General features: G+C 60.4%; 18 protein-coding genes. 2 read left to right on the forward strand and 16 right to left on the reverse strand.

The genetic code is table 11. The features are described 5' to 3' along the window. Window positions 1-235 precede the first annotated feature (235 nt). Together GR212_RS08870 and GR212_RS08875 are read left to right on the forward strand one after the other, a co-directional pair. Window positions 236-829, forward strand: a complete 594-nt coding sequence (locus GR212_RS08870) for a hypothetical protein (protein WP_163986118.1) — start codon at window positions 236-238, stop codon at window positions 827-829. A 78-nt stretch (window positions 830-907) separates the two neighbouring features. Beyond that, entirely contained in the window at window positions 908-1375 is a 468-nt protein-coding gene (locus GR212_RS08875; protein WP_163986119.1) for a DUF5680 domain-containing protein, read from the forward strand. 9 nt (window positions 1376-1384) lie between these two features. Here the strand turns inward: GR212_RS08875 and GR212_RS08880 are convergent, their stop codons facing one another. The 16 genes from GR212_RS08880 to GR212_RS08955 form a co-directional block, all read right to left on the reverse strand. Then, window positions 1385-2068, reverse strand: coding sequence for an ABC transporter ATP-binding protein (locus GR212_RS08880; protein ID WP_163986120.1), 684 nt, complete (start codon window positions 2066-2068; stop codon window positions 1385-1387). A gap of 14 nt (window positions 2069-2082) precedes the next feature. Beyond that, window positions 2083-3393, reverse strand: coding sequence for a lipoprotein-releasing ABC transporter permease subunit (locus GR212_RS08885; protein WP_163986121.1), 1311 nt, complete (start codon window positions 3391-3393; stop codon window positions 2083-2085). A 26-nt stretch (window positions 3394-3419) separates the two neighbouring features. Beyond that, window positions 3420-4742 (reverse strand): proline--tRNA ligase, encoded by a 1323-nt coding sequence (proS, locus tag GR212_RS08890; protein WP_163986122.1) that lies wholly within the window; start codon window positions 4740-4742, stop codon window positions 3420-3422. A 611-nt stretch (window positions 4743-5353) separates the two neighbouring features. After that, window positions 5354-5629 carry a DUF1467 family protein gene (locus GR212_RS08895; RefSeq protein ID WP_163986123.1) on the reverse strand — a complete coding sequence of 92 codons (276 nt, stop codon included), beginning with the start codon at window positions 5627-5629 and terminating at the stop codon, window positions 5354-5356. 99 nt (window positions 5630-5728) lie between these two features. Beyond that, entirely contained in the window at window positions 5729-6133 is a 405-nt protein-coding gene (gene mce, locus GR212_RS08900) for a methylmalonyl-CoA epimerase (RefSeq protein WP_163986124.1), read from the reverse strand. Window positions 6134-6164: 31 nt separating this feature from the next. After that, window positions 6165-7838: a ribonuclease J gene (locus GR212_RS08905; protein WP_163986125.1), complete on the reverse strand. Its 1674-nt coding sequence runs from the start codon at window positions 7836-7838 to the stop codon at window positions 6165-6167. Window positions 7839-7852: 14 nt separating this feature from the next. Next, entirely contained in the window at window positions 7853-8617 is a 765-nt protein-coding gene (locus tag GR212_RS08910; RefSeq protein ID WP_163986126.1) for a biotin--[acetyl-CoA-carboxylase] ligase, read from the reverse strand. Beyond that, window positions 8617-10059 (reverse strand): NADH-quinone oxidoreductase subunit NuoN, encoded by a 1443-nt coding sequence (gene nuoN / locus GR212_RS08915; protein ID WP_163986127.1) that lies wholly within the window; start codon window positions 10057-10059, stop codon window positions 8617-8619. The genes GR212_RS08910 and nuoN overlap by 1 nt, the downstream gene beginning before the upstream one ends. Before the next feature lie 18 nt (window positions 10060-10077). Beyond that, on the reverse strand, window positions 10078-11589 hold the full coding sequence (locus tag GR212_RS08920) for an NADH-quinone oxidoreductase subunit M (RefSeq protein ID WP_163986128.1): 1512 nt from the start codon (window positions 11587-11589) through the stop codon (window positions 10078-10080). Next, complete coding sequence (gene nuoL, locus GR212_RS08925) at window positions 11589-13583, reverse strand: NADH-quinone oxidoreductase subunit L (protein WP_163986129.1); 1995 nt, start codon at window positions 13581-13583, stop codon at window positions 11589-11591. Before nuoL ends, GR212_RS08920 begins: the two co-directional genes overlap by 1 nt. A 7-nt stretch (window positions 13584-13590) precedes the next feature. Next, complete coding sequence (gene nuoK / locus GR212_RS08930; RefSeq protein ID WP_007689961.1) at window positions 13591-13899, reverse strand: NADH-quinone oxidoreductase subunit NuoK; 309 nt, start codon at window positions 13897-13899, stop codon at window positions 13591-13593. 31 nt (window positions 13900-13930) lie between these two features. Next, window positions 13931-14545, reverse strand: a complete 615-nt coding sequence (locus GR212_RS08935) for an NADH-quinone oxidoreductase subunit J (protein ID WP_163986130.1) — start codon at window positions 14543-14545, stop codon at window positions 13931-13933. A gap of 150 nt (window positions 14546-14695) precedes the next feature. Next, window positions 14696-15187: an NADH-quinone oxidoreductase subunit NuoI gene (gene nuoI, locus GR212_RS08940; RefSeq protein ID WP_068385913.1), complete on the reverse strand. Its 492-nt coding sequence runs from the start codon at window positions 15185-15187 to the stop codon at window positions 14696-14698. A 40-nt stretch (window positions 15188-15227) separates the two neighbouring features. Beyond that, complete coding sequence (gene nuoH / locus GR212_RS08945; RefSeq protein ID WP_034507519.1) at window positions 15228-16271, reverse strand: NADH-quinone oxidoreductase subunit NuoH; 1044 nt, start codon at window positions 16269-16271, stop codon at window positions 15228-15230. Window positions 16272-16283: 12 nt separating this feature from the next. Further along, complete coding sequence (gene nuoG, locus GR212_RS08950) at window positions 16284-18365, reverse strand: NADH-quinone oxidoreductase subunit NuoG (RefSeq protein ID WP_163986131.1); 2082 nt, start codon at window positions 18363-18365, stop codon at window positions 16284-16286. A gap of 242 nt (window positions 18366-18607) precedes the next feature. Continuing rightward, the gene (locus GR212_RS08955) at window positions 18608-19360 is read right to left on the reverse strand and encodes a 5' DNA nuclease (RefSeq protein ID WP_163986132.1); all 753 of its coding nucleotides are present in this window, start codon (window positions 19358-19360) and stop codon (window positions 18608-18610) included. Window positions 19361-19364 lie beyond the last annotated feature (4 nt).

Raw genomic sequence — 19364 nt, forward strand, 5'->3', positions numbered from 1 at the left:
ATCGCCATCATGATGAGGGAAAAGCTGGCAACGAACATGACGATGGAGGTGAATGCTGCAACGTCTCGAATGATATCGGTCATTTACGCGCTCCTTACTCGTTATGTTTCTTTTTTGTTCTATTTTTGTTCGAGAGTCAATAGAAGCATCAATAAATTTCATCACCGGACTTTTTTGGGCCTCCGATAGACGCGGAAACGGCGTGACGCTATGCAAAGGCAACCGGGAGATCACCATGAAAACACCTGCCTGCGCTCTCATTCTTCTTTCGCTCGCAACCGCAGCCCATGCCGGGGATCCCGTCCCGCCCGGGCGCATCATCGATGCCGCGATCGGCGACTGGAACAAGGACGGCAAACCGGATCTCGCCCTTCTGGCGGCGTCTTCCCCTGACGATCAGGCGGACAATCCGATCGGCATCTACATCTACCTGCGCGACGACGAGCATTCCTTGCTGAAGCTGGCCGCAAGCGCTCCAGACAAGATATGGGGCAGCGTCGAGCCCGGCGGCGTTGTCGGCCAGGAACCGTCTATCTCCGCGCTGCCGAACGGTTCGATCGCAATCGTCTCGCAGAATGACAGCATCGGCCGCGACCGCTGGGAACAGACGCTGACCCTCGCCTATCGCAACAGCGGCTTCGTGGTCGCCGGCTATACGTACGACTCCAGCGACACGCTCGAACCGGATAACAGCCACAGCTGCGACTACAACGTGCTGACCGGCAAGGTGACGAAGGACGGCAAGACGCTGAAGGCCGATGCCAAGACCGTCAGCATCCAGGACTGGCAGGACGATATCGGTCAGAAGGCGTGCGAGAGCGGCCAATAGTTAGTTTGTTCTCTTTTTGTTCTTTACAATCCGCCCAACCAATGCCATTGTGATTGCTCACCAAAATTGGAGAGCGTCATGCCGGACCTTGCCGAGCTGAACGATTTTATTGTCATCGCCAAGGCGGAAACCTATGTCGGCGACGGCGAGAGGCTGCCGTCCTGCCGCAGCGGTTCGCATGACATCGGCTACGTCAACGGCCGCTGGCGCTATCTCGACAGCTATTTCGGCGGCACGGATTTTGCCGGGCAGGAGCTCGTCTGGTACGATGACGAGCCGGTCTGGGCGATGAATTACTTCGGCCATATCATAGAGCCGGATCTGATCGACGGCAGGCGTGCCGGCATGGTCATCAAGGCAGCGCTGCTGCGGCTCTATCTGGACGAAAACCGCTTTCCCGGCGGCTTCGAGTTCGAGCACGCGTACGGTCGCTATATCGACCGCAGCAACGGAACTTGCGACCATTTCATCGGCCACGAGGCCATCATGGTGAGGGAGAGCAAGGCCTATGAGCTGGACTATCGTGGCGGCCTGATCGTCCCCTGATGGAGCCGATCAGACTTCGACCACCTTGCCGTCACTCAACGTCACGCGGCGGTCCATGCGGATGGCAAGTTCGTGATTGTGGGTAGCGATCAGGGCCGCAAGGCCCGATTGACGCACCAGCGCCTCCAGCGCATCGAAGACATAGTGGGCGGTTGCGGGGTCGAGGTTACCGGTAGGCTCGTCGGCCAGCAGCACCAGCGGGGCGTTGGCGACGGCGCGGGCGATGGCGACACGTTGCTGCTCGCCGCCGGAGAGCTCGGCCGGGCGATGATCGGCGCGATGGCCGATGCGCATGTAGTCGAGAAGCTGGGCAGCCCGCTCGCTTGCATCCTTGCGCGAGAGGCCGGAAATGAGCTGCGGCATCATGATGTTTTCAAGAGCCGAGAATTCCGGCAAGAGGTGATGGAACTGATAGACGAAGCCGATCTCGCTCCGGCGCACGGCCGTACGCTTGTCATCGGACAAGCCTTCGCAAGCCTGGCCGTTGATCAGCACCTCGCCGGCATCCGGGTGTTCAAGCAGGCCGGCGACATGCAGCAGCGTCGACTTGCCCGTACCGGACGGTGCGACAAGGGCGACGATCTCCCCGCTGTGCAGGGCGAAATCCGCGCCTTTCAGGATCGACAGGCTCGTCTCACCCTGCCCATAATGACGCTCCACGCCCGAGAGCTGGAGAACGACCTTGCGTTTCATCAAATGCGAATTCCTTATTCGTAGCGCAGCGCCTGCACCGGATCGAGCCTCGAAGCGCGCCAGGCCGGAAAGATCGTAGCAAGGAAGGAAAGCGTGAGCGCCATCACGATAACGGAGATGGTTTCACTGAAATTCATCTGGGCCGGCAGTTTGCTCAGGAAATAGACTTCCGGATTGAAGATCACCGTGCCCGAAATCCAGGAGAAGAACTGGCGGATGGACTCGATGTTCAGGCAGACCACGACGCCGAGTATCACGCCCGCAAGCGTGCCGACGACGCCGATAGCGGCCCCCGTCATGAAGAATATGCGCATGATCGCGCCGGACGTCGCGCCCATGGTGCGCAGGATGGCGATGTCGCTGCCCTTGTCCTTCACCAGCATGATCAGGCCTGAAATTATGTTCAATGCGGCGACGAGGACGATCAATGTCAGAATCATGAACATCGTATTGCGCTCGACCTGCAAGGCCGAGAAGAAAGTGGCGTTGACCTGCCGCCAGTCGGTCAGGAAGATCTGCCGCCCGGCCGCGTCCTCGATCTTCGGTCGCAACTGATCGACGTCATCCGGGTTGGTGACGAAGAGCTCTATCTTCTCGACAATGCCTTCGGCATTGAAAAAGACCTGCGCCTCCTCCAGCGGCATGAAGACAACGGAGGAATCATATTCCGACATGCCGACCTCGAAGAGACCGGAGATCGTATATGCCTTGACGCGCGGATTGACGCCGAAAGGCGTGACGTCGCCATCCGGCGCCGTGAGCGTGATCTGATCGCCCACCGTCAGACCCAGTTGCCGCGCGAGGCGGCTGCCGACCAGCACGCCCTGCCCTGAAGCGAAACCGACCATGTCGCCGGAAACGATGTGATCGGAAACTGTCTTCAGCTTGGTCAGATCCTCCGAGCGGATGCCGCGCACCAGCGCGCCGGTTCCGGAGCCGCCGCGGCCGGAGGCAAGCGTCTCGCCCTCGACGAGCGGCAGCGCCATGGTGACACCGGGCACGGCGGAAAATTTCTTGGCCAGCTCCGCATAGTCGTTCAAAGGCGAATCGATCGGCTGTACGACCACATGGCCGTTGAAGCCGAGGATCTGCTTGAAGAGCTCGGCGCGGAAACCGTTCATGACGGCCATGACGATGATCAGCGCCGCAACGCCCAGCATGATGCCGACCAGCGAAAAGCCGGCGATGACCGAAATGGACGCTTCCTTGCGCCTTGAGCGCAGATAGCGCCAGGCGACAAGCCGCTCAAATCCGGAAAACGGACGAGACGATGGGCTGGCCTTGAACGAATTTTCCTGCTGTTCCACTGCCGCGCTCACCGCCATTCGCCTTCCATCCCATCTATCGTCAATCAGCCCGCCAGCCGCTTGATTGCTGCCTCGACCGTCATCGTCTCGCGAGCGCCGGTCTTGCGGTTCTTCAATTCCACTTCGCCGCTCGCGATCGAACGCGGGCCGACAATAAGCTGTACCGGCACGCCGATGAGGTCGGCCGTCGCAAACTTCGTTCCGGCGCGCTCATCGCGATCGTCGAACAGCACGTCCTTGCCGGCTTTCGACAGCGCGGCATAAACCGTTTCGCAAGCCTCGTCACACGCTTGATCCCCGGCCTTCATGTTAATCACCACGACATCAAACGGCGCGACCGAATCCGGCCAGATGATTCCGTTCTCGTCATGCGATGCTTCGATGATGGCGGGAACAAGGCGGGTCGGGCCGATACCGTAAGATCCCATGTGGACAGGATGTTCCTTGCCGTCCGGACCCTGCACTTTCGCGCCCATCGGCTCGGAATATTTCGTGCCGAAATAGAAGATGTGACCAACCTCGATGCCGCGCGCGGACAGGCGCTCGCCTTCGGGAATGGCGTTGAACGCGGCTTCGTCGTGCATTTCCGACGTGGCGGCATAGACCGAAGTCCACTTGTCGAAGATAGCCTTCAGGCCGGCGACGTCGTCGAAATTCGTGTCGTCGCCAGGGATGTCGAAATTGACGAAATCCTTGTGGCAGAACACTTCGGACTCACCGGTATCGGCGAGGATGATGAATTCATGGCTGAGCTTGCCGCCGATGGGGCCGGTGTCGGCGCGCATCGGAATCGCCCTCAGACCGAGGCGATTGAAGGTGCGCAGATAGGCCGTGAACATCTTGTTATAGGCATGCACGGCGCCTTCGAGCGTCAGATCGAAGGAATAGGCGTCCTTCATCATGAACTCGCGCGAACGCATGGTGCCGAAACGGGGGCGGATCTCGTCACGGAACTTCAGCTGGATATGATAGAGGTTCAGCGGCAGGTCCTTGTAGGACTTGACGTAGGACCGGAAGATGTCGGTGACCATTTCCTCGTTGGTCGGGCCGTAGAGCATGGGCCGGTCCTGCCGGTCCTTGATGCGCAGCATTTCCTTGCCGTAGGCGTCGTAGCGGCCGCTTTCCTGCCAGAGCTCGGCCGACTGCAGCGTCGGCATCAGCAGCTCGATGGCGCCGGAACGGTTCTGCTCCTCGCGGATGATGGCATTGACCTTGTCGAGCACGCGCTTGCCCAACGGCAGCCAGGAATAGATGCCCTGCGACTGCTGACGGATCATGCCGGTTCGCAGCATGAGCCGATGGGAGACGATTTCAGCCTCTTTAGGATTTTCCTTCAGAATGGGCATGAAGTAACGAGACAGACGCATGACGCTTGTTCCAGATGGTTTGATATTCCGCGCCCCGCGGAATCGTTAGCAAATTATGTACTGGAGGCAGTTCATAACTGCTTCGGCGGAGGAAGGAAACCCGCATTCTGCAATGGAAGATTTTGGCAAACACCTGAGAATACAGGCGATACAGCCTATTTTCGATGTTTCGAAAAAGCGCACGTTTATAAGGATTTAAGACGAAAATCTGTCAACAGAAAAATTCTGCTCGACTGTAGCAAAAAAGCAAAAAAAAGGATGACAAAGCTCAATCTTTGAGCTAATTTTAGCTCACAAAAGAGGCAAGAAGGCTAAATTCTTGCCGTTTCGCGGTCAAGTCTTGGGAGGATCAGATCTTAGGCGCGCTCGCTCGCTGCCCCGGTAACGGATAAGGATCACGCGATACTTTAAAACAAGGCTTACAGCCTTGTTTTTTTTTGCTTTCTCGGCTCGCTCTTCAATCGCCCGGAAGTATTGGCCCGGTCTTCAGCCGAAATAATATACACAAGCTGTAAATTCTTTGCTCTACGCTGATGACAGGCGTGTGACAAATTGATGGCGATCGCAAGGCGCCGCCATTCCGGGCGCCGTCAATCTACGGTTTTCATGGATCACTTGTAGCTTGGAACGATCTGGGGAATGGAATCTATACTCAGCCCGAAATAATGCGAAGCGACATACCAGGTGCCATAGATGAGGGCCGACACCAGCGTCGTGGTGAAAACCACGCGCCACGCGCGAAACTTCGTCGGCGCGCTTTCGACGGTACCGAGGATCACATGCTCGTCTTCGGCCTGGGTTCGCAGGCCGAAGGGCAGGACGGCGAAAAGCGTAATCCACCAGATGACGAAATAGACGGCTAAACCGGCGGCGATCTGCTGTGCCATTGTGCTCCCTTCGAGACGAGCCTGCCCGCCTCCTCCTCTTCCAAGCTGCTTATAGGGGCAAAGCAGTCGTCTTTCAAAGCGCCGATCAGCGTTTTAATGTCACACTTGCTCAAGCTCGATGAGCGTACCGAAGAAATCCTTCGGGTGCAGGAAGAGCACCGGCTTGCCATGCGCGCCGATTTTCGGTTCGCCATTTCCGAGCACCCGCGCGCCCTTGGCGACCAATTGATCGCGGGCCGCCAGGATATCCACGACCTCGTAGCAGATATGGTGCATGCCGCCATCCGGGTTCTTGGCGAGGAAGGACGCGATGGGCGAAGTTTCGCCCAGCGGCTCCAGCAGTTCCACCTTGGTATTGGGCAGTTCCACGAAAACGACGGTAACGCCGTGCTCCGGCAACAGCTGCGGAGCAGACACCTTGGCGCCGAGCGTCTCACGATAGGCTTCGGAGGCCGTCGCGATATCGGGGACGGCTATCGCGATGTGATTGATGCGTCCCAGCACGGCACTCTCCTCCCCGATCGGATCGCCGACCTCAATTGGCCGTGCGCGTGACGAATACGGTTACAATCGGCTTTTTGCCCCAGCCCTGGTTGGCGGCCGAGCGCACCGCGCGACGAGCGGCCTCCTGCAGCATGTCCAGATCCTTGCGGCGTGCTCTGGGGATGCTTTCGATGGCGCTGACGATGGCGTCGAAGAGCGTATCTTCCATCTCCTCGCCTTCGTCGTCATAGGCCGGCAAGCCGATGGGTACGACATCCGGATCGCCGACGATATCGTAACGGGCATCCAGCACGACGTTGACGGCGACATGGCCGACATAGGACAGCTTCTTGCGCTCGCCGATGCCCATCTCGTCGAAATCGCCGATGAGCGTACCGTCCTTGAAGATACGCCCATGCGGGGCCTCACCGATAACTTCGACCGGTCCGGGCGCGAGGCGCAATATATCGCCGTTGCGCACGCGCGGTACGGTGGAAATGCCGCTCTGTTCGGCCAGTTCCTTATGGGCGGTCAGATGCGTCGCCTCGCCGTGCACAGGCACGACGACGGCCGGACGCGTCCACTCATACATCTTCTGCAGCTCGTTGCGTCTCGGATGGCCGGAGACATGCACGAGCGCTTCGGCGTCGGTCACGACATGCACGCCCTGCTCGATCAGGCCGTTCTTGATATCCTGGATCGCCTTTTCGTTGCCGGGAATGGCACGCGATGAAAAGACGACGATATCGCCGGCAGCCAGCGCAACATTGCGCATCTCGTCGCGGGAGAGCTTGGCAAGGGCCGCGCGCGGCTCTCCCTGACTGCCGGTCAGGATGACCACGACCTTGTCGCGCGGGATATAGCCATATTCGTCTTCCGCGATGAAAGGCTTGATGCCTTCCATCAGGCCGATGTCACGGGCAACATCGACGACCCGCTTCAGCGAGCTGCCCAATAGCAGCACTTCGCGGCCGGCAGCCTCGGCGGCCTCGGCGACCGTGCGGATACGGCCGACATTGGATGAGAAGGTGGTGATCGCAACGCGACCCTCGGCGTTCTCGATGATCTTGCGCAGGCTTTCCGAAACATCCTTTTCGGAAGGCGAAACGCCATCGCGGAGCGCATTGGTGGAATCGCACATCAGCGCCAGCACGCCTTCGTCGCCGATCTGGCGGAACCGGGTCTCGTCCGTCAACGGCCCCAGCGAGGGCTCATGATCGATCTTCCAGTCGCCCGTATGGACGACGTTGCCGAGCGGCGTGCGGATCACCAGCGACATCGGCTCGGGGATCGAGTGGTTGACGGCCACGCCTTCGATATTGAAGGGGCCGACATTGATGCGGTCACCGGCCTTGAAGAGCGTCACGGGAATCTCGCCCATCGACTTCTCATAATCGCGCTTGGCTTCCAGAAGGCCTGCGGTGAAAGCCGAGGCATAGATGGGAACATTCAGCCCGGGCCAAAGATCGTTCAGCGCGCCGTAGTGATCTTCGTGCGCATGAGTGATGATGATGCCCTTGAGGTTCTTGCGCTCCTTGGCGAGGAAACGGATATCCGGCAGCACCAGATCGACGCCCGGCAGATCCGGCCCCGGGAACGTCACGCCGCAATCGACCATGATCCACTGGCGCTGCTCGGGCGGGCCATAGCCGTATAGCGCGAGATTCATGCCGATTTCGCCAACGCCGCCGAGGGGCAGAAACACCAATTCGTCTTGCTTCGCCATCTGATCCCCAACCATCATCTAAAGAAAACGTCGCCCGCGGCGATCGGCATGATCCTGCCGTCCTCCGTCTCGAGCATCAACAAGCCATTATCATCGATTCCGGTGAAATGGCCCAAAATCGAGCGATCCGGCAAGTTCACCGTGATCTTTTCGCCGATACCGCAAGCGACCTCGCGCCAGCGCGCGGTGATTTCCCGAATGCCCTTGCCGCGATTCCAGGCGCCGAGCGCCTCGGACATGGTCGCATACAAATGGGCAAACAACTCGTCCGGCGAAACCATCGAACCCTGCTGCCTGAGGCAGGTGACCGGATACATCGGATTGTCAGGCATGACCGCAATGTTGATGCCGATGCCGATGACAAGCGCATAACGCCCGTCCGGCATGGCTTCGCCTTCGATCAGGATGCCGCAAGTCTTCTTTCGGCCGATCAGGATATCGTTCGGCCACTTGATCTCTACCGGTTCTGCAGCCAGCGGCAGCACGCTGCGCACAGCCTGATGCACGGCAACCGCGACCGCTAGCGGCAATGAGCCGATGCGGTCCATGGGAGCGGGGTCGATCAGAAGGAGAGATGCATAGAGATTGCCGGGCTCCGACACCCAGGGGCGACCGCGGCGACCGCGTCCACCCGTCTGGCGTTCGGCGGTCACCCACAGGTTCCCGGGATCGCCGGCGCGTGCACGCTCAAGGCACACGCTGTTTGTGGATGACGTTTCCTGAAGGGCATCATGCCGGAAGTCGGCGAGCGACTTCCGGTTATTCATGTCAGAGGCCATCAAAACAGCGTCGCAGCGGCCAGATCGGCAGCCCCGCCGATCGCGCCGCCAAAGAAGACGTAGGCAACGACGAAGAGGCCGGAAAGACCGAAGACGAGGCGCAGCGAACCGGCCGTGCGCGCAAATTCGTCCTTGGCTTCATCGAACCACATCACCTTGATGACGCGCAGATAGTAGTAAGCGCCGACGACCGAGGCCAGAACGCCGATGATGGCGAGCGCATAGAGATGCGCCTGGATGGCCGCGACGAAGACGAAGTACTTTCCGAAGAAGCCTGCAAGCGGCGGAATACCGGCCAGCGAGAACATCAGCGCCGTCAGCACGACCGCCATGAACGGGTTGGTGGTGGAAAGGCCGGCGAGGTCCTCGATGGTCTCGACCTGACGTCCGTCCTTGCGGCGCATCGCCATGATGATGGCGAAGGAGCCGAGCGTCATGGCCATGTAGATGACCATGTAGAGCATGACGCCGGACACGCCGGTCTTGGTGCCGGCGGCAAGGCCCACCAGCGCATAACCCATGTGACCGATCGACGAATAGGCCATCAGTCGCTTGAAGTTGCGCTGTCCGATCGCGGCGAAGGAACCGAGCAGCATCGACGCGATCGAGATGAACACGATGATCTGCTGCCAGTCGGCGAGCACCGGATGGAAGGCCGTGACGACGATGCGCGTCAGGATCGCCATGGCGGCAACCTTCGGCGCGCCTGCGAAGAAGGCGGTAACCGGGGTCGGAGCGCCTTCGTAAACGTCCGGCGTCCACATATGGAACGGCACGGCGGAGATCTTGAAGGCGAGACCGGCAAGAACGAAAACCAGGCCGAAGACGAGACCGAGCGAGCGGGTCTCGGCGCTCAGCGCCGCGGCGATGGCGTCGAAGCTCGTGTGGCCGGTGAAGCCGTAGACCAGCGACATGCCGTAGAGCAGCATACCGGAGGAAAGCGCGCCGAGGACGAAATACTTCAGGCCCGCCTCAGTCGACTTCAGGCTGTCGCGATTGATGGCGGCCACGACGTAGAGCGCCAGCGACTGCAATTCCAGCGAGAGGTAGAGCGAGATCAGGTCGTGCGCGGAGATCATCAGCAGGATGCCGAGGGTCGCAAGCACAAGCAGAACCGGAAACTCGAAGCGATCGAGCTGCTGCTCGCGCGCCTGCCCCATGCTGAGGAACATGGCGACGATCGAGCCGATAAGGGCGACGACCTTCATGAAGCGCGAGAAGCCGTCGGCTAGATAGGCGCCGCCATAAGCGAGCCCGTCGCCCGGCACGAAGATGATCCACAGGCCGGCCACCGCAAGAAGCGCGATGGCAAGACCGGTGACCATGGGTCCCGACCGCTCGCCCGAGAAGACGCCGATCATGAGCAACGCAAGCGCACCGACCGCGAGGATGAGCTCCGGAATGGAAAGATGCAGGCTTGCAAGAATTGTGTCAGCAGTCATGTCGAATAGGTCCCGTCATCAATTCATCGACAGCGCAACATTCTGCGCAGCGTGCAGGGCAGCGGTATAGTTGTTCACCAGCAGATCCACCGAGGCGGCCGTGGCGTCGAAGATCGGAGCCGGATAGACGCCGAACAGGATCGTGAGTGCGATCAGCGGATAAAGGATCAGCTGTTCACGCGGCGACAGATCCAGGAGCTTCTTCAGGTTCTCCTTGTCCAGCACGCCGAAAATGACACGGCGGTAGAGCCAGAGCGCATAGGCGGCCGACAGGATGACGCCGGTGGCGGCAAAGAGCGCAACCCAGGTGTTGGCGCGGAAGACGCCGATCAGGGTCAGGAACTCGCCGATGAAGCCGGAGGTGCCAGGCAGGCCGACATTGGCCATGGTGAAGACCATCATCGCGACGGCGTATTTCGGCATGTTGTTGACCAGGCCGCCGTATGCCGCGATTTCGCGGGTATGGGTGCGGTCGTAGATCACGCCGACGCAAAGGAAGAGCGCGCCCGAAACGATACCGTGCGACAGCATCTGGAAGATCGCACCCTGCACGCCCTGCTGGTTCGCCGCGAAGATACCCATCGTCACGTAACCCATGTGGGCGACCGACGAATAGGCGATCAGCTTCTTGATGTCTTCCTGCATCAGCGCCACCAGCGAGGTGTAGATGATGGCGATGACCGACAGCGCGAAGACGAGCGGCGCGAAATATTCCGACGCATTTGGGAACATGCCGAGCGAGAAGCGGATGAGACCATAGCCGCCGAGCTTCAGCAGCACGCCTGCCAGGATGACCGAGCCGGCCGTCGGCGCCTGAACGTGCGCGTCGGGCAGCCACGTATGGACCGGCCACATCGGCATCTTCACCGCGAAGGAGGCGAAGAAGGCCAGCCATAGCCATGTCTGCAGCTGCGGCGGGAACTTGTACTGCAGAAGCGCCTGGATGTCCGTCGTGCCCGCCTGCCAGTACATCGCCATGATGGCGAGCAGCATCAGCACCGAGCCGAGCAGCGTGTAGAGGAAGAACTTGTAGCTGGCGTAGACGCGATCCTTGCCGCCCCAGACGCCGATGATCAGGAACATCGGGATGAGGCCGGCCTCGAAGAAGACGTAGAACAGCACGATATCCAGCGAGACGAACACGCCGATCATCATCGTCTCGAGGACGAGGAAGGCGATCATGTAGTCCTTCAGCCGCTTTTCGACCGAGAGCCAGCTTGCCAGGACACAGAAGGGCATCAGGAAAGTCGACAGGATGACGAACAGCATGGAAATGCCATCGACGCCCATGTGATAGCTGATGCCGCTGGTCAGCCACTCATGCTTCTCGACCATCTGGAAGCCCGGATTGGCGTTGTCGAACCAGATCCAGACGAACAGCGATACGATGAAGGTGAAGACCGTCGTCGCCAGCGAAATGTTCAGGATGTTGCGGCGGCCGTTGGGGCCGTCGTCCTGCGTGAACAGCAGGAGCAGGACACCCACCAGCGGCAGGAACGTGACCGTTGAAAGAATGGGCCAATCGGTCATCAGAGGGAACTCCCGAGCATCATCCAGGTAACGAGGGCTGCAATGCCGAGCAGCATCGCAAAGGCATAGTGATAGAGGTAGCCGGTCTGCAGGCGCACGACGCGGTTGGTGACATCGACGACACGCGCGGCAATGCCGTTCGGGCCGTAGGTATCGATCACTCCGACGTCGCCCTTCTTCCAGAGGAAGCGGCCAAGCGCCTTTGCGGAGCGAACGAAGATGAAGTCATAGAGCTCGTCGAAGTACCACTTGTTCAACAGGAACTCGTAGAGCGGGCGCTGCTGCTGAGCGAGGCGGCGCGGCGTTTCCGGCGACTTGATGTAGAAATACCAGGCGACCACGAAACCGACGACCATCGCGATGAACGGGCTGAGCTCGACCCAGTGCGGGGCATGCTCCATTTCCTCGATGATCTTGTTGTCGGGCAGCGTGAAGAGTGCCTGCTTCCAGAATTCCTCGTAGGCGTGACCGACGAAATAGTCATGGAAATACCAGCCGGCGAAGACGGCGCCGATCGCCAGCAGATAGAGCGGGATCAGCATGACATTCGGCGATTCATGCACATGGTGCATGACCTCGTGCGAGGCGCGGGGCTTGCCGTAGAAGGTCATGAAGATCAGACGCCAGGAATAGAAGCTGGTGAACAGCGCGGCGATGACCAGCAGCGTGAAGGCGAAGCCCGAGGCCGGATTGTGCGACGTATACGAAGCCTCGATGATCGCGTCCTTCGAGAAGAAGCCGGCGAAGCCGATCGGCGAGAACGGAATGCCAACGCCGGTGATGGCCAGCGTGCCGATGATCATCATCCAGTAGGTCTTCTTGATATGGGTGCGCAGGCCGCCCATATGGCGCATGTCCTGCTCGCCATCGACGGCGTGGATGACCGAGCCGGCGCAGAGGAAGAGCAGCGCCTTGAAGAAGGCATGCGTGAACAGATGGAAGATCGCAGCGCCGTAAGCGCCGACGCCGAGAGCGACGAACATGTAGCCAAGCTGCGAACAGGTCGAGTAGGCGATGACGCGCTTGATGTCGTTCTGTACGAGGCCGACGGTCGCGGCGAAGAAGGCCGTGATCGCGCCAATGATGGTGACGAAGGTCAGCGCATCCGGAGACAGTTCGAAGATCGGCGACATGCGGGCGACGAGGAAGACGCCGGCGGTGACCATGGTTGCGGCATGGATGAGCGCGGAGACCGGCGTCGGGCCTTCCATGGCGTCCGGCAGCCAGGTGTGCAGCAGGAACTGCGCCGACTTGCCCATCGCGCCCATGAAGAGCAGCAGGCAGACGGCCGTCAGGGCGTGGCCGCGATCGAGGTGCATGCCCAGGAAATTGAGCACGATGTCACCCGGCTGGCCGCCCTGCCCTGCGGCAAAGCTCTGGGCATTGCCGAAGATCACGTCGAAATTGATCGAACCGAACAGGACGAAGACGCCTGCAATGCCGAGCACGAAGCCGAAGTCGCCGACGCGGTTGACGATGAAGGCCTTCATGGCGGCTGCCGACGCGGACGGCTTCTTGAACCAGAAGCCGATCAGCAGGTACGAGGCCAGACCGACGCCTTCCCAGCCGAAGAACATCTGCGCGAGGTTGTCCGACGTCACCAGCATGAGCATGGCGAAGGTGAAGAGCGAGAGATAGGCGAAGAAGCGCGGACGATGCGGATCGTGATGCATGTATCCGATCGAGTAGACGTGAACGAGGGTCGAGACCGAGTTCACGACGATCAGCATCACCGATGTCAGCGTATCCACGCGCAGCGACCACGATACGTCGATGCCGCCGGACTGAATCCAGCGCAGGACTTCAACCTTGATCGGGCCGTCGGTATGGCCGAGCGCCACCGTGAAGAAGACGACCCAGGACAGGATCGCGGCAATGATCATCAAGCCGGTGGTGACGTATTCCGAAGCCTTGGCACCGATGGCGCGGCCGAAAAGGCCGGCGATGATGGCGCCGATAAGGGGAAGAAAGACGATAGCCTTATATAAAAACATAGCTGTATCAGCCCTTCATCACGTTGACGTCTTCAACCGCGATGGAGCCGCGGTTACGGTAGAAGACGACGAGAATTGCAAGACCGATCGCAGCCTCGGCGGCAGCAACGGTCAAAATGAACAGAGCGAAGACCTGGCCGACAATGTCGTTGAGGAACGACGAGAAGGCGACCATGTTGATGTTGACCGCGAGCAGTATGAGTTCGACGGACATCAGGATGATGATGACGTTCTTTCGGTTGAGAAAGATACCGAAGACGCCGAGCACGAAGAGGATGGCGCTAACCGTGAGGTAGTGGGAAAGTCCGATGACCATGTTCTTGTTCCTTTGATCCTCGTGCCTCGCCTCAGACGCCCTGCCCCGGCTTGACCTTGACCACCTCGACGGCGGTCGCGGGCGTGCGGGCGACCTGTTGGGGAATGTTCTGGCGCTTGATGTGCGTGCGATGCTTCAAGGTCAGCACGATCGCGCCGATCATCGCCACCAGCAGCACGAGACCGGCGATCTCGAAGAAATAAACGTAGTTGGTGTAGAGCACGTCGCCGAGGGCGGCCGTGTTCGTTCGGGTCGCCGGCGCCGGGATCGGCATGGCGACCGATTTGGCGATCTCGGGCGAAATCACGCTGCCGCCGATAACGACGATCAGCTCGGCGGCGAGAATGACACCGATCAATGCGCCGATCGGTGCATATTCCAGAATACCCGCCCTGAGCTCGGAGAAGTCGATATCGAGCATCATCACGACGAAGAGGAAGAGGACCGCCACCGCGCCGACATAGACGACCAGCAGGATCATCGCCAGGAATTCAGCCCCCATCAGCAGGAAGAGGCCGGCCGCGTTGAAGAAAACCAGGATGAGGAACAGGACCGAATGGACCGGATTCCGCGCCGAGATGACCATGAACGCCGACGCCACAGCGACAAAGGCGAAGATATAGAAAAAAAGAGCCTGCAGACCCATGTTGGTGCCTTTTTCGTCTTCCCCCGGGCAGCCGGGAGTTTCCCTGCCCGATGGAGCTCGACCGGACGAACGTCCGGCAAAGCCCCGGTCTAGATTCGACCGCGGCGGCGACACTTGTGGCCGCCTGCCACGGCATATTCAAAACTCCGCTCAGCGGTATGGCGAATCCAGCGCAATGTTGTGCGCGATTTCGCGTTCCCAGCGGTCGCCGTTGTCCAAAAGCCGCGCCTTGTCGAAGTAGAGTTCTTCGCGGGTTTCGGTGGCGAATTCGAAGTTGGGCCCCTCGACGATGGCGTCGACCGGGCAGGCTTCCTGGCAGAAGCCGCAATAGATGCACTTCACCATGTCGATGTCGTAACGCACCGTGCGGCGGGTGCCGTCATTGCGGCGCGGCCCGGCCTCGATGGTGATGGCCTGGGCAGGACAGATGGCTTCGCAGAGCTTGCATGCGATGCAGCGCTCTTCACCGTTCGGATAACGGCGCAGCGCATGCTCGCCGCGGAAGCGCGGGCTGACCGGCCCCTTTTCGAACGGATAATTGATCGTCGCCTTCTGTTTGAAGAAGTAACGCATCGACAAAAAGAATGCGCCGACGAATTCCTTGAGGAACAGCGAGCTGACGGCGTTGGAAATTCCGGCCATCTTCAACCTCCAAATCTGCTTGAAGCGAGGATCGACATCATCATGCCCATCCCGTCAGCTTCAGCACGAATGCAACGATAACGACCATGGCGAGCGACAGCGGCAGGAAAACCTTCCAGCCGAGACGCATGAGCTGGTCATAGCGGTAGCGCGGCACGAAAGCCTTCACCATCGCGAACATGAAGAATACCAGGCACGACTTCAGCAGGAACCAGATGATGCCCGGAACCCAGTTCAGGATCCAGATATCGACCGGAGGCAGCCAGCCGCCGAGGAAAAGGATCGTCGTCAGCGAGCACATCAGGACGACGGCGGCATATTCGCCGAGCATGAACATCATGTAGGGCGAAGAACCGTATTCGACCATGAAACCGGCAACCAGCTCCGATTCCGCTTCCGGAAGATCGAAGGGCGGGCGGTTGGTTTCAGCCAGCGCCGAAATGAAGAACACGATGAACATCGGGAACAGCGACAGCCAGTGCCAGTCGAGGAACGAAGCCGGCAGGCCGAGCTTGGTGCCGAGACCGGTCTGCTGCGAGAGCACGATGTCCGTCAGGTTCAGCGAACCGACGCACAGCAGCACGGTGACGATGACGAGGCCGATCGAGACTTCGTAGGACACCATCTGCGCCGCCGAGCGCAGCGCACCGAGGAACGGATACTTCGAGTTCGAAGCCCAGCCGCCCATGATGATGCCGTAAACTTCCAGCGACGAGATCGCCAGAATGTAGAGAATGCCGACGTTGATGTCGGCGACGACCCAGTTCTGCGCCACCGGCACGACGGCCCAGGTGGAGAGCGCCAGCACCACGGAAACCAGAGGAGCCAGCAGGAACACGGTCTTGTTGGCGCCGGCTGGGATGATCGGCTCCTTGAACATGAACTTGAGCAAGTCGGCGAAGGACTGGAACAGGCCGAAGGGGCCCACGACGTTCGGGCCGCGGCGCAGCTGGACGGCAGCCCAGATCTTACGGTCGGCAAGCAGAATGTAGGCGATGAAAATCAGCAGGCAGACCAGGAGCAGCAGGGACTGGCCGATCATGATCAGCGCGGGCCAGAGATAGGTCGAAACGAATGAGTCCATAGTCCTGTGCCCTTACTCTGCCGCAACGCGGAAATTGTTGCGGGCCAATGCCGAGCACTCGGCCATGACAGCCGATGCGCGCGTTATCGGGTTCGTCAAATAGAAGTCTTTGATCGGCGAAGCAAATGCCGATTTGGCCATAGCGCCGGCTTTTTTCGCAAGTGCGGCAATTTGGGCGCTATCGGCTTCGGCAATCTCGTCGATACCGGCGAAATGCGGGAAGGCTGCATAGAGCTTGGCGCGCAATTCCCTCAGCGAATCAAAGGGAAGCTTCTTGCCGAGTACGTCGGAAAGGGCGCGGATGATGGCCCAGTCCTCGCGGGCGTCGCCCGGTGCGAAACCGGCGCGGTTGCCCATCTGGACGCGGCCCTCGGTGTTGACCCAGGTGCCCGACTTTTCGGTGTAGGCGGCTGCCGGAAGGATGACGTCGGCGCTCTGTGCGCCGTTGTCGCCGTGCGAGCCGATATAGACCGTGAACTTCGCGCCCTTGCGGCTGAAATCCAGCTCATCGGCACCCAGCAGGAAGAGGACGTCCATCGAAGACAACATGGCAGCGGCGTTGACGCCCTTTTCGCCCGGCACGAAGCCGAGATCGAGGCCGCCGACACGCGAAGCTGCCGTGTGCAGCACGGCAAAGCCGTTCCAGTCTTCCTTGACGACGCCAACGGCTGCGGCGAGCTTGGCGGCGTTCGCCAGCACTTCCGCACCGTCTTCGCGGATCAAGGCGCCCTGCCCGACGATAATCATCGGCTTCTGGGCATTCTTCAGGACATCGGCAAAGCTGTGCGAACCGTTGACGATATCAGCCAAGGTATCCGGGCCGGCACCGAGATAGTCATAAGAATAGCGGAGGTCGGCAGCTTCGCCGATCACGCCGATCGGAAACTTGCCACGACGCCAGCGCTTGCGGATGCGCGAATTCAGCACGGCAGCCTCGAAGCGCGGATTGGCGCCGACGATCAGCAGCGCATCGGCGGCTTCGATGCCCTGGATGCTCGGGTTGAAGATGTAGCTTGCGCGGCCGAGCGACGGATCAAGCGCCGTCCCGTCCTGGCGACAGTCGAGGTTTTCCGATCCGAGCGATCGCAGCAGTTCGCCAAGAGCGTACATTTCCTCAACCGAGGCAAGATCGCCGGCGATTGCGCCGATCTTGTCGCCGCTGGTGGCCGAAACCGCCGACTTGATGGCGGCGAAGGCGTCGCTCCAGCTTGCCGGCTGCAGGCGGCCGTCCTTGCGGACATAGGGCTTGTCCAGGCGCTGCGTCTTCAGACCGTCCCAGATGAAGCGCGTCTTGTCGGAGATCCACTCTTCGTTGATCTGCTCGTTGACCCTGGGCAGCACGCGCATAACTTCGCGGCCGCGGGTATCGACACGGATGGCAGAGCCGAGCGCGTCCATGACGTCGATCGATTCGGTCTTGTTCAGTTCCCACGGGCGAGCCGTGAAGGCAAAGGGCTTCGAGGTCAGCGCGCCGACCGGGCAAAGATCAACGATGTTGCCCTGCAGCTCGGAGGTCATTGCCTGCTCGAGATAGGTGGTGATTTCGGCGTCTTCGCCGCGGCCGATCAGGCCGAGCTCGGAGATACCGGCAACTTCCGTCGTGAAGCGAACGCAACGCGTGCAGTGGATGCAGCGGTTCATGACCGTCTTGACGAGCGGGCCGATATACTTGTCTTCGACGGCGCGCTTGTCTTCCTGATAGCGCGAACTATCGATGCCGAAGGCCATGGCCTGGTCCTGCAGGTCGCATTCGCCGCCCTGGTCGCAGATCGGGCAATCCAGCGGGTGGTTGATCAGCAGGAATTCCATCACGCCTTCGCGGGCCTTCTTGACCATCGGCGTGTTGGTGAAAACTTCCGGAAGCTCGCCGTTCGGGCCGCCGCGGATATCGCGAACGCCCATGGCGCAGGATGCCTGCGGCTTCGGCGGGCCACCCTTCACTTCGACGAGGCACATGCGGCAATTGCCGGCCACCGACAGTCGTTCATGGAAGCAGAAGCGCGGGACTTCGGCGCCGGCTTCCTCGCACGCCTGGATAAGCGTGTAGTGATCCGGAACTTCGATCTCTTTACCGTCAATCTTCAGTTTAGCCATCGTCCACTCAGTCCTATGTCACGTCTTCAGCCCAACCTGGCCGGAGACAATTTCATGATCGCAAGCCAGGTTTCCATCGGGACGGCTCAAATGCCCGATGGCACCGGTTCGCTCACAATAAGCTTTGCCGATACTTGTCCCCGCAAGACCAGCTTTACGATCGAACCGTGCGGATCGCGCCCGCACCGTCCCCATCGCCTTCATTCACCCTCCCCGGCCGTCGGATACAGCCGAGGAAATTCTCAACTCCGGCCTTTCGGCAGCAGCGCCTTCGCCTGGCCAACCCAGTCGTCGCGCCTTATGCGGCCGTCAAAGCCGAGTTCGGCGTCGATCCGCTCGATATCCGCATCGCTCCAGGCGGCGATATCGGCAAATCGCTTGACGCCGCGTCCGTTCAGCACCTGCTCCAGCTTGGGACCGATGCCGGATATCCGCTTCAGATCGTCAGCCTTTGCCACAGCTTTGCGACCGCGCGAGGGAGCCGGGTCTGTCGAAACCGGTTTCGCCGCTTCGACCTTGGCCTTGCCCCGGGCGGCTGCCGCCACCGGCGTTGCGGACACAACCGGCTTCGGCTCCGCCTTCTTGGCCCCCACAGGTTTTGCGACCGCGGGCTTCGGCTTTGCAGCCACCGGCTTCGAGACGACCGGCTTGACAGCGGGCGATGCCTTTACCGGCTTCGCTTCCCCTGCCTCGTCCTTCTTTACCGCCGGCTCCTCCCTGGAGACGACAGCATCCCTTGCGTCCGTCTCGGCCGCGCGCTTGCCGGAAGCCTCGACCGCCCCTTGAAGCGCACCGAAGAAGGCACCGGCGATCTGCGATGTAACGCTGAAGCCTATGGCCGCCGCCGCGGCAAACGCCGCAGCCTGATGGGCAACCAACGGATGGATCGGCATCATGGGCGCGTTCCGCAGCATATCGGCGGCGACGCGGCCGAAACCGGCCGATGCATCATCGGCCGCTCCGCTGTCCTGCCTGATATCCGTGGTCTTCGCCATGACA

It is taken from the genome of Martinezella lusitana, assembly GCF_010668395.1.
In the GTDB taxonomy this organism is placed as follows: Bacteria; Pseudomonadota; Alphaproteobacteria; order Rhizobiales; family Rhizobiaceae; genus Rhizobium; species Rhizobium lusitanum_A.

Coding starts and splice junctions, on each gene's coding strand:
- GR212_RS08870 (WP_163986118.1), top strand. CDS start 236: ATGAAAACACCTGCCTGCGCTCTCATTCTTCTTTCGCTCGCAACCGCA.
- GR212_RS08875 (WP_163986119.1), top strand. CDS start 908: ATGCCGGACCTTGCCGAGCTGAACGATTTTATTGTCATCGCCAAGGCG.
- GR212_RS08880 (WP_163986120.1), bottom strand. CDS start 2,068: ATGAAACGCAAGGTCGTTCTCCAGCTCTCGGGCGTGGAGCGTCATTAT.
- GR212_RS08885 (WP_163986121.1), bottom strand. CDS start 3,393: ATGGCGGTGAGCGCGGCAGTGGAACAGCAGGAAAATTCGTTCAAGGCC.
- proS (WP_163986122.1), bottom strand. CDS start 4,742: ATGCGTCTGTCTCGTTACTTCATGCCCATTCTGAAGGAAAATCCTAAA.
- GR212_RS08895 (WP_163986123.1), bottom strand. CDS start 5,629: ATGGCACAGCAGATCGCCGCCGGTTTAGCCGTCTATTTCGTCATCTGG.
- GR212_RS08905 (WP_163986125.1), bottom strand. CDS start 7,838: ATGGCGAAGCAAGACGAATTGGTGTTTCTGCCCCTCGGCGGCGTTGGC.
- GR212_RS08910 (WP_163986126.1), bottom strand. CDS start 8,617: ATGGCCTCTGACATGAATAACCGGAAGTCGCTCGCCGACTTCCGGCAT.
- nuoN (WP_163986127.1), bottom strand. CDS start 10,059: ATGACTGCTGACACAATTCTTGCAAGCCTGCATCTTTCCATTCCGGAG.
- GR212_RS08920 (WP_163986128.1), bottom strand. CDS start 11,589: ATGACCGATTGGCCCATTCTTTCAACGGTCACGTTCCTGCCGCTGGTG.
- nuoL (WP_163986129.1), bottom strand. CDS start 13,583: ATGTTTTTATATAAGGCTATCGTCTTTCTTCCCCTTATCGGCGCCATC.
- nuoK (WP_007689961.1), bottom strand. CDS start 13,899: ATGGTCATCGGACTTTCCCACTACCTCACGGTTAGCGCCATCCTCTTC.
- GR212_RS08935 (WP_163986130.1), bottom strand. CDS start 14,545: ATGGGTCTGCAGGCTCTTTTTTTCTATATCTTCGCCTTTGTCGCTGTG.
- nuoI (WP_068385913.1), bottom strand. CDS start 15,187: ATGGCCGGAATTTCCAACGCCGTCAGCTCGCTGTTCCTCAAGGAATTC.
- nuoH (WP_034507519.1), bottom strand. CDS start 16,271: ATGGACTCATTCGTTTCGACCTATCTCTGGCCCGCGCTGATCATGATC.
- nuoG (WP_163986131.1), bottom strand. CDS start 18,365: ATGGCTAAACTGAAGATTGACGGTAAAGAGATCGAAGTTCCGGATCAC.
- GR212_RS08955 (WP_163986132.1), bottom strand. CDS start 19,360: ATGGCGAAGACCACGGATATCAGGCAGGACAGCGGAGCGGCCGATGAT.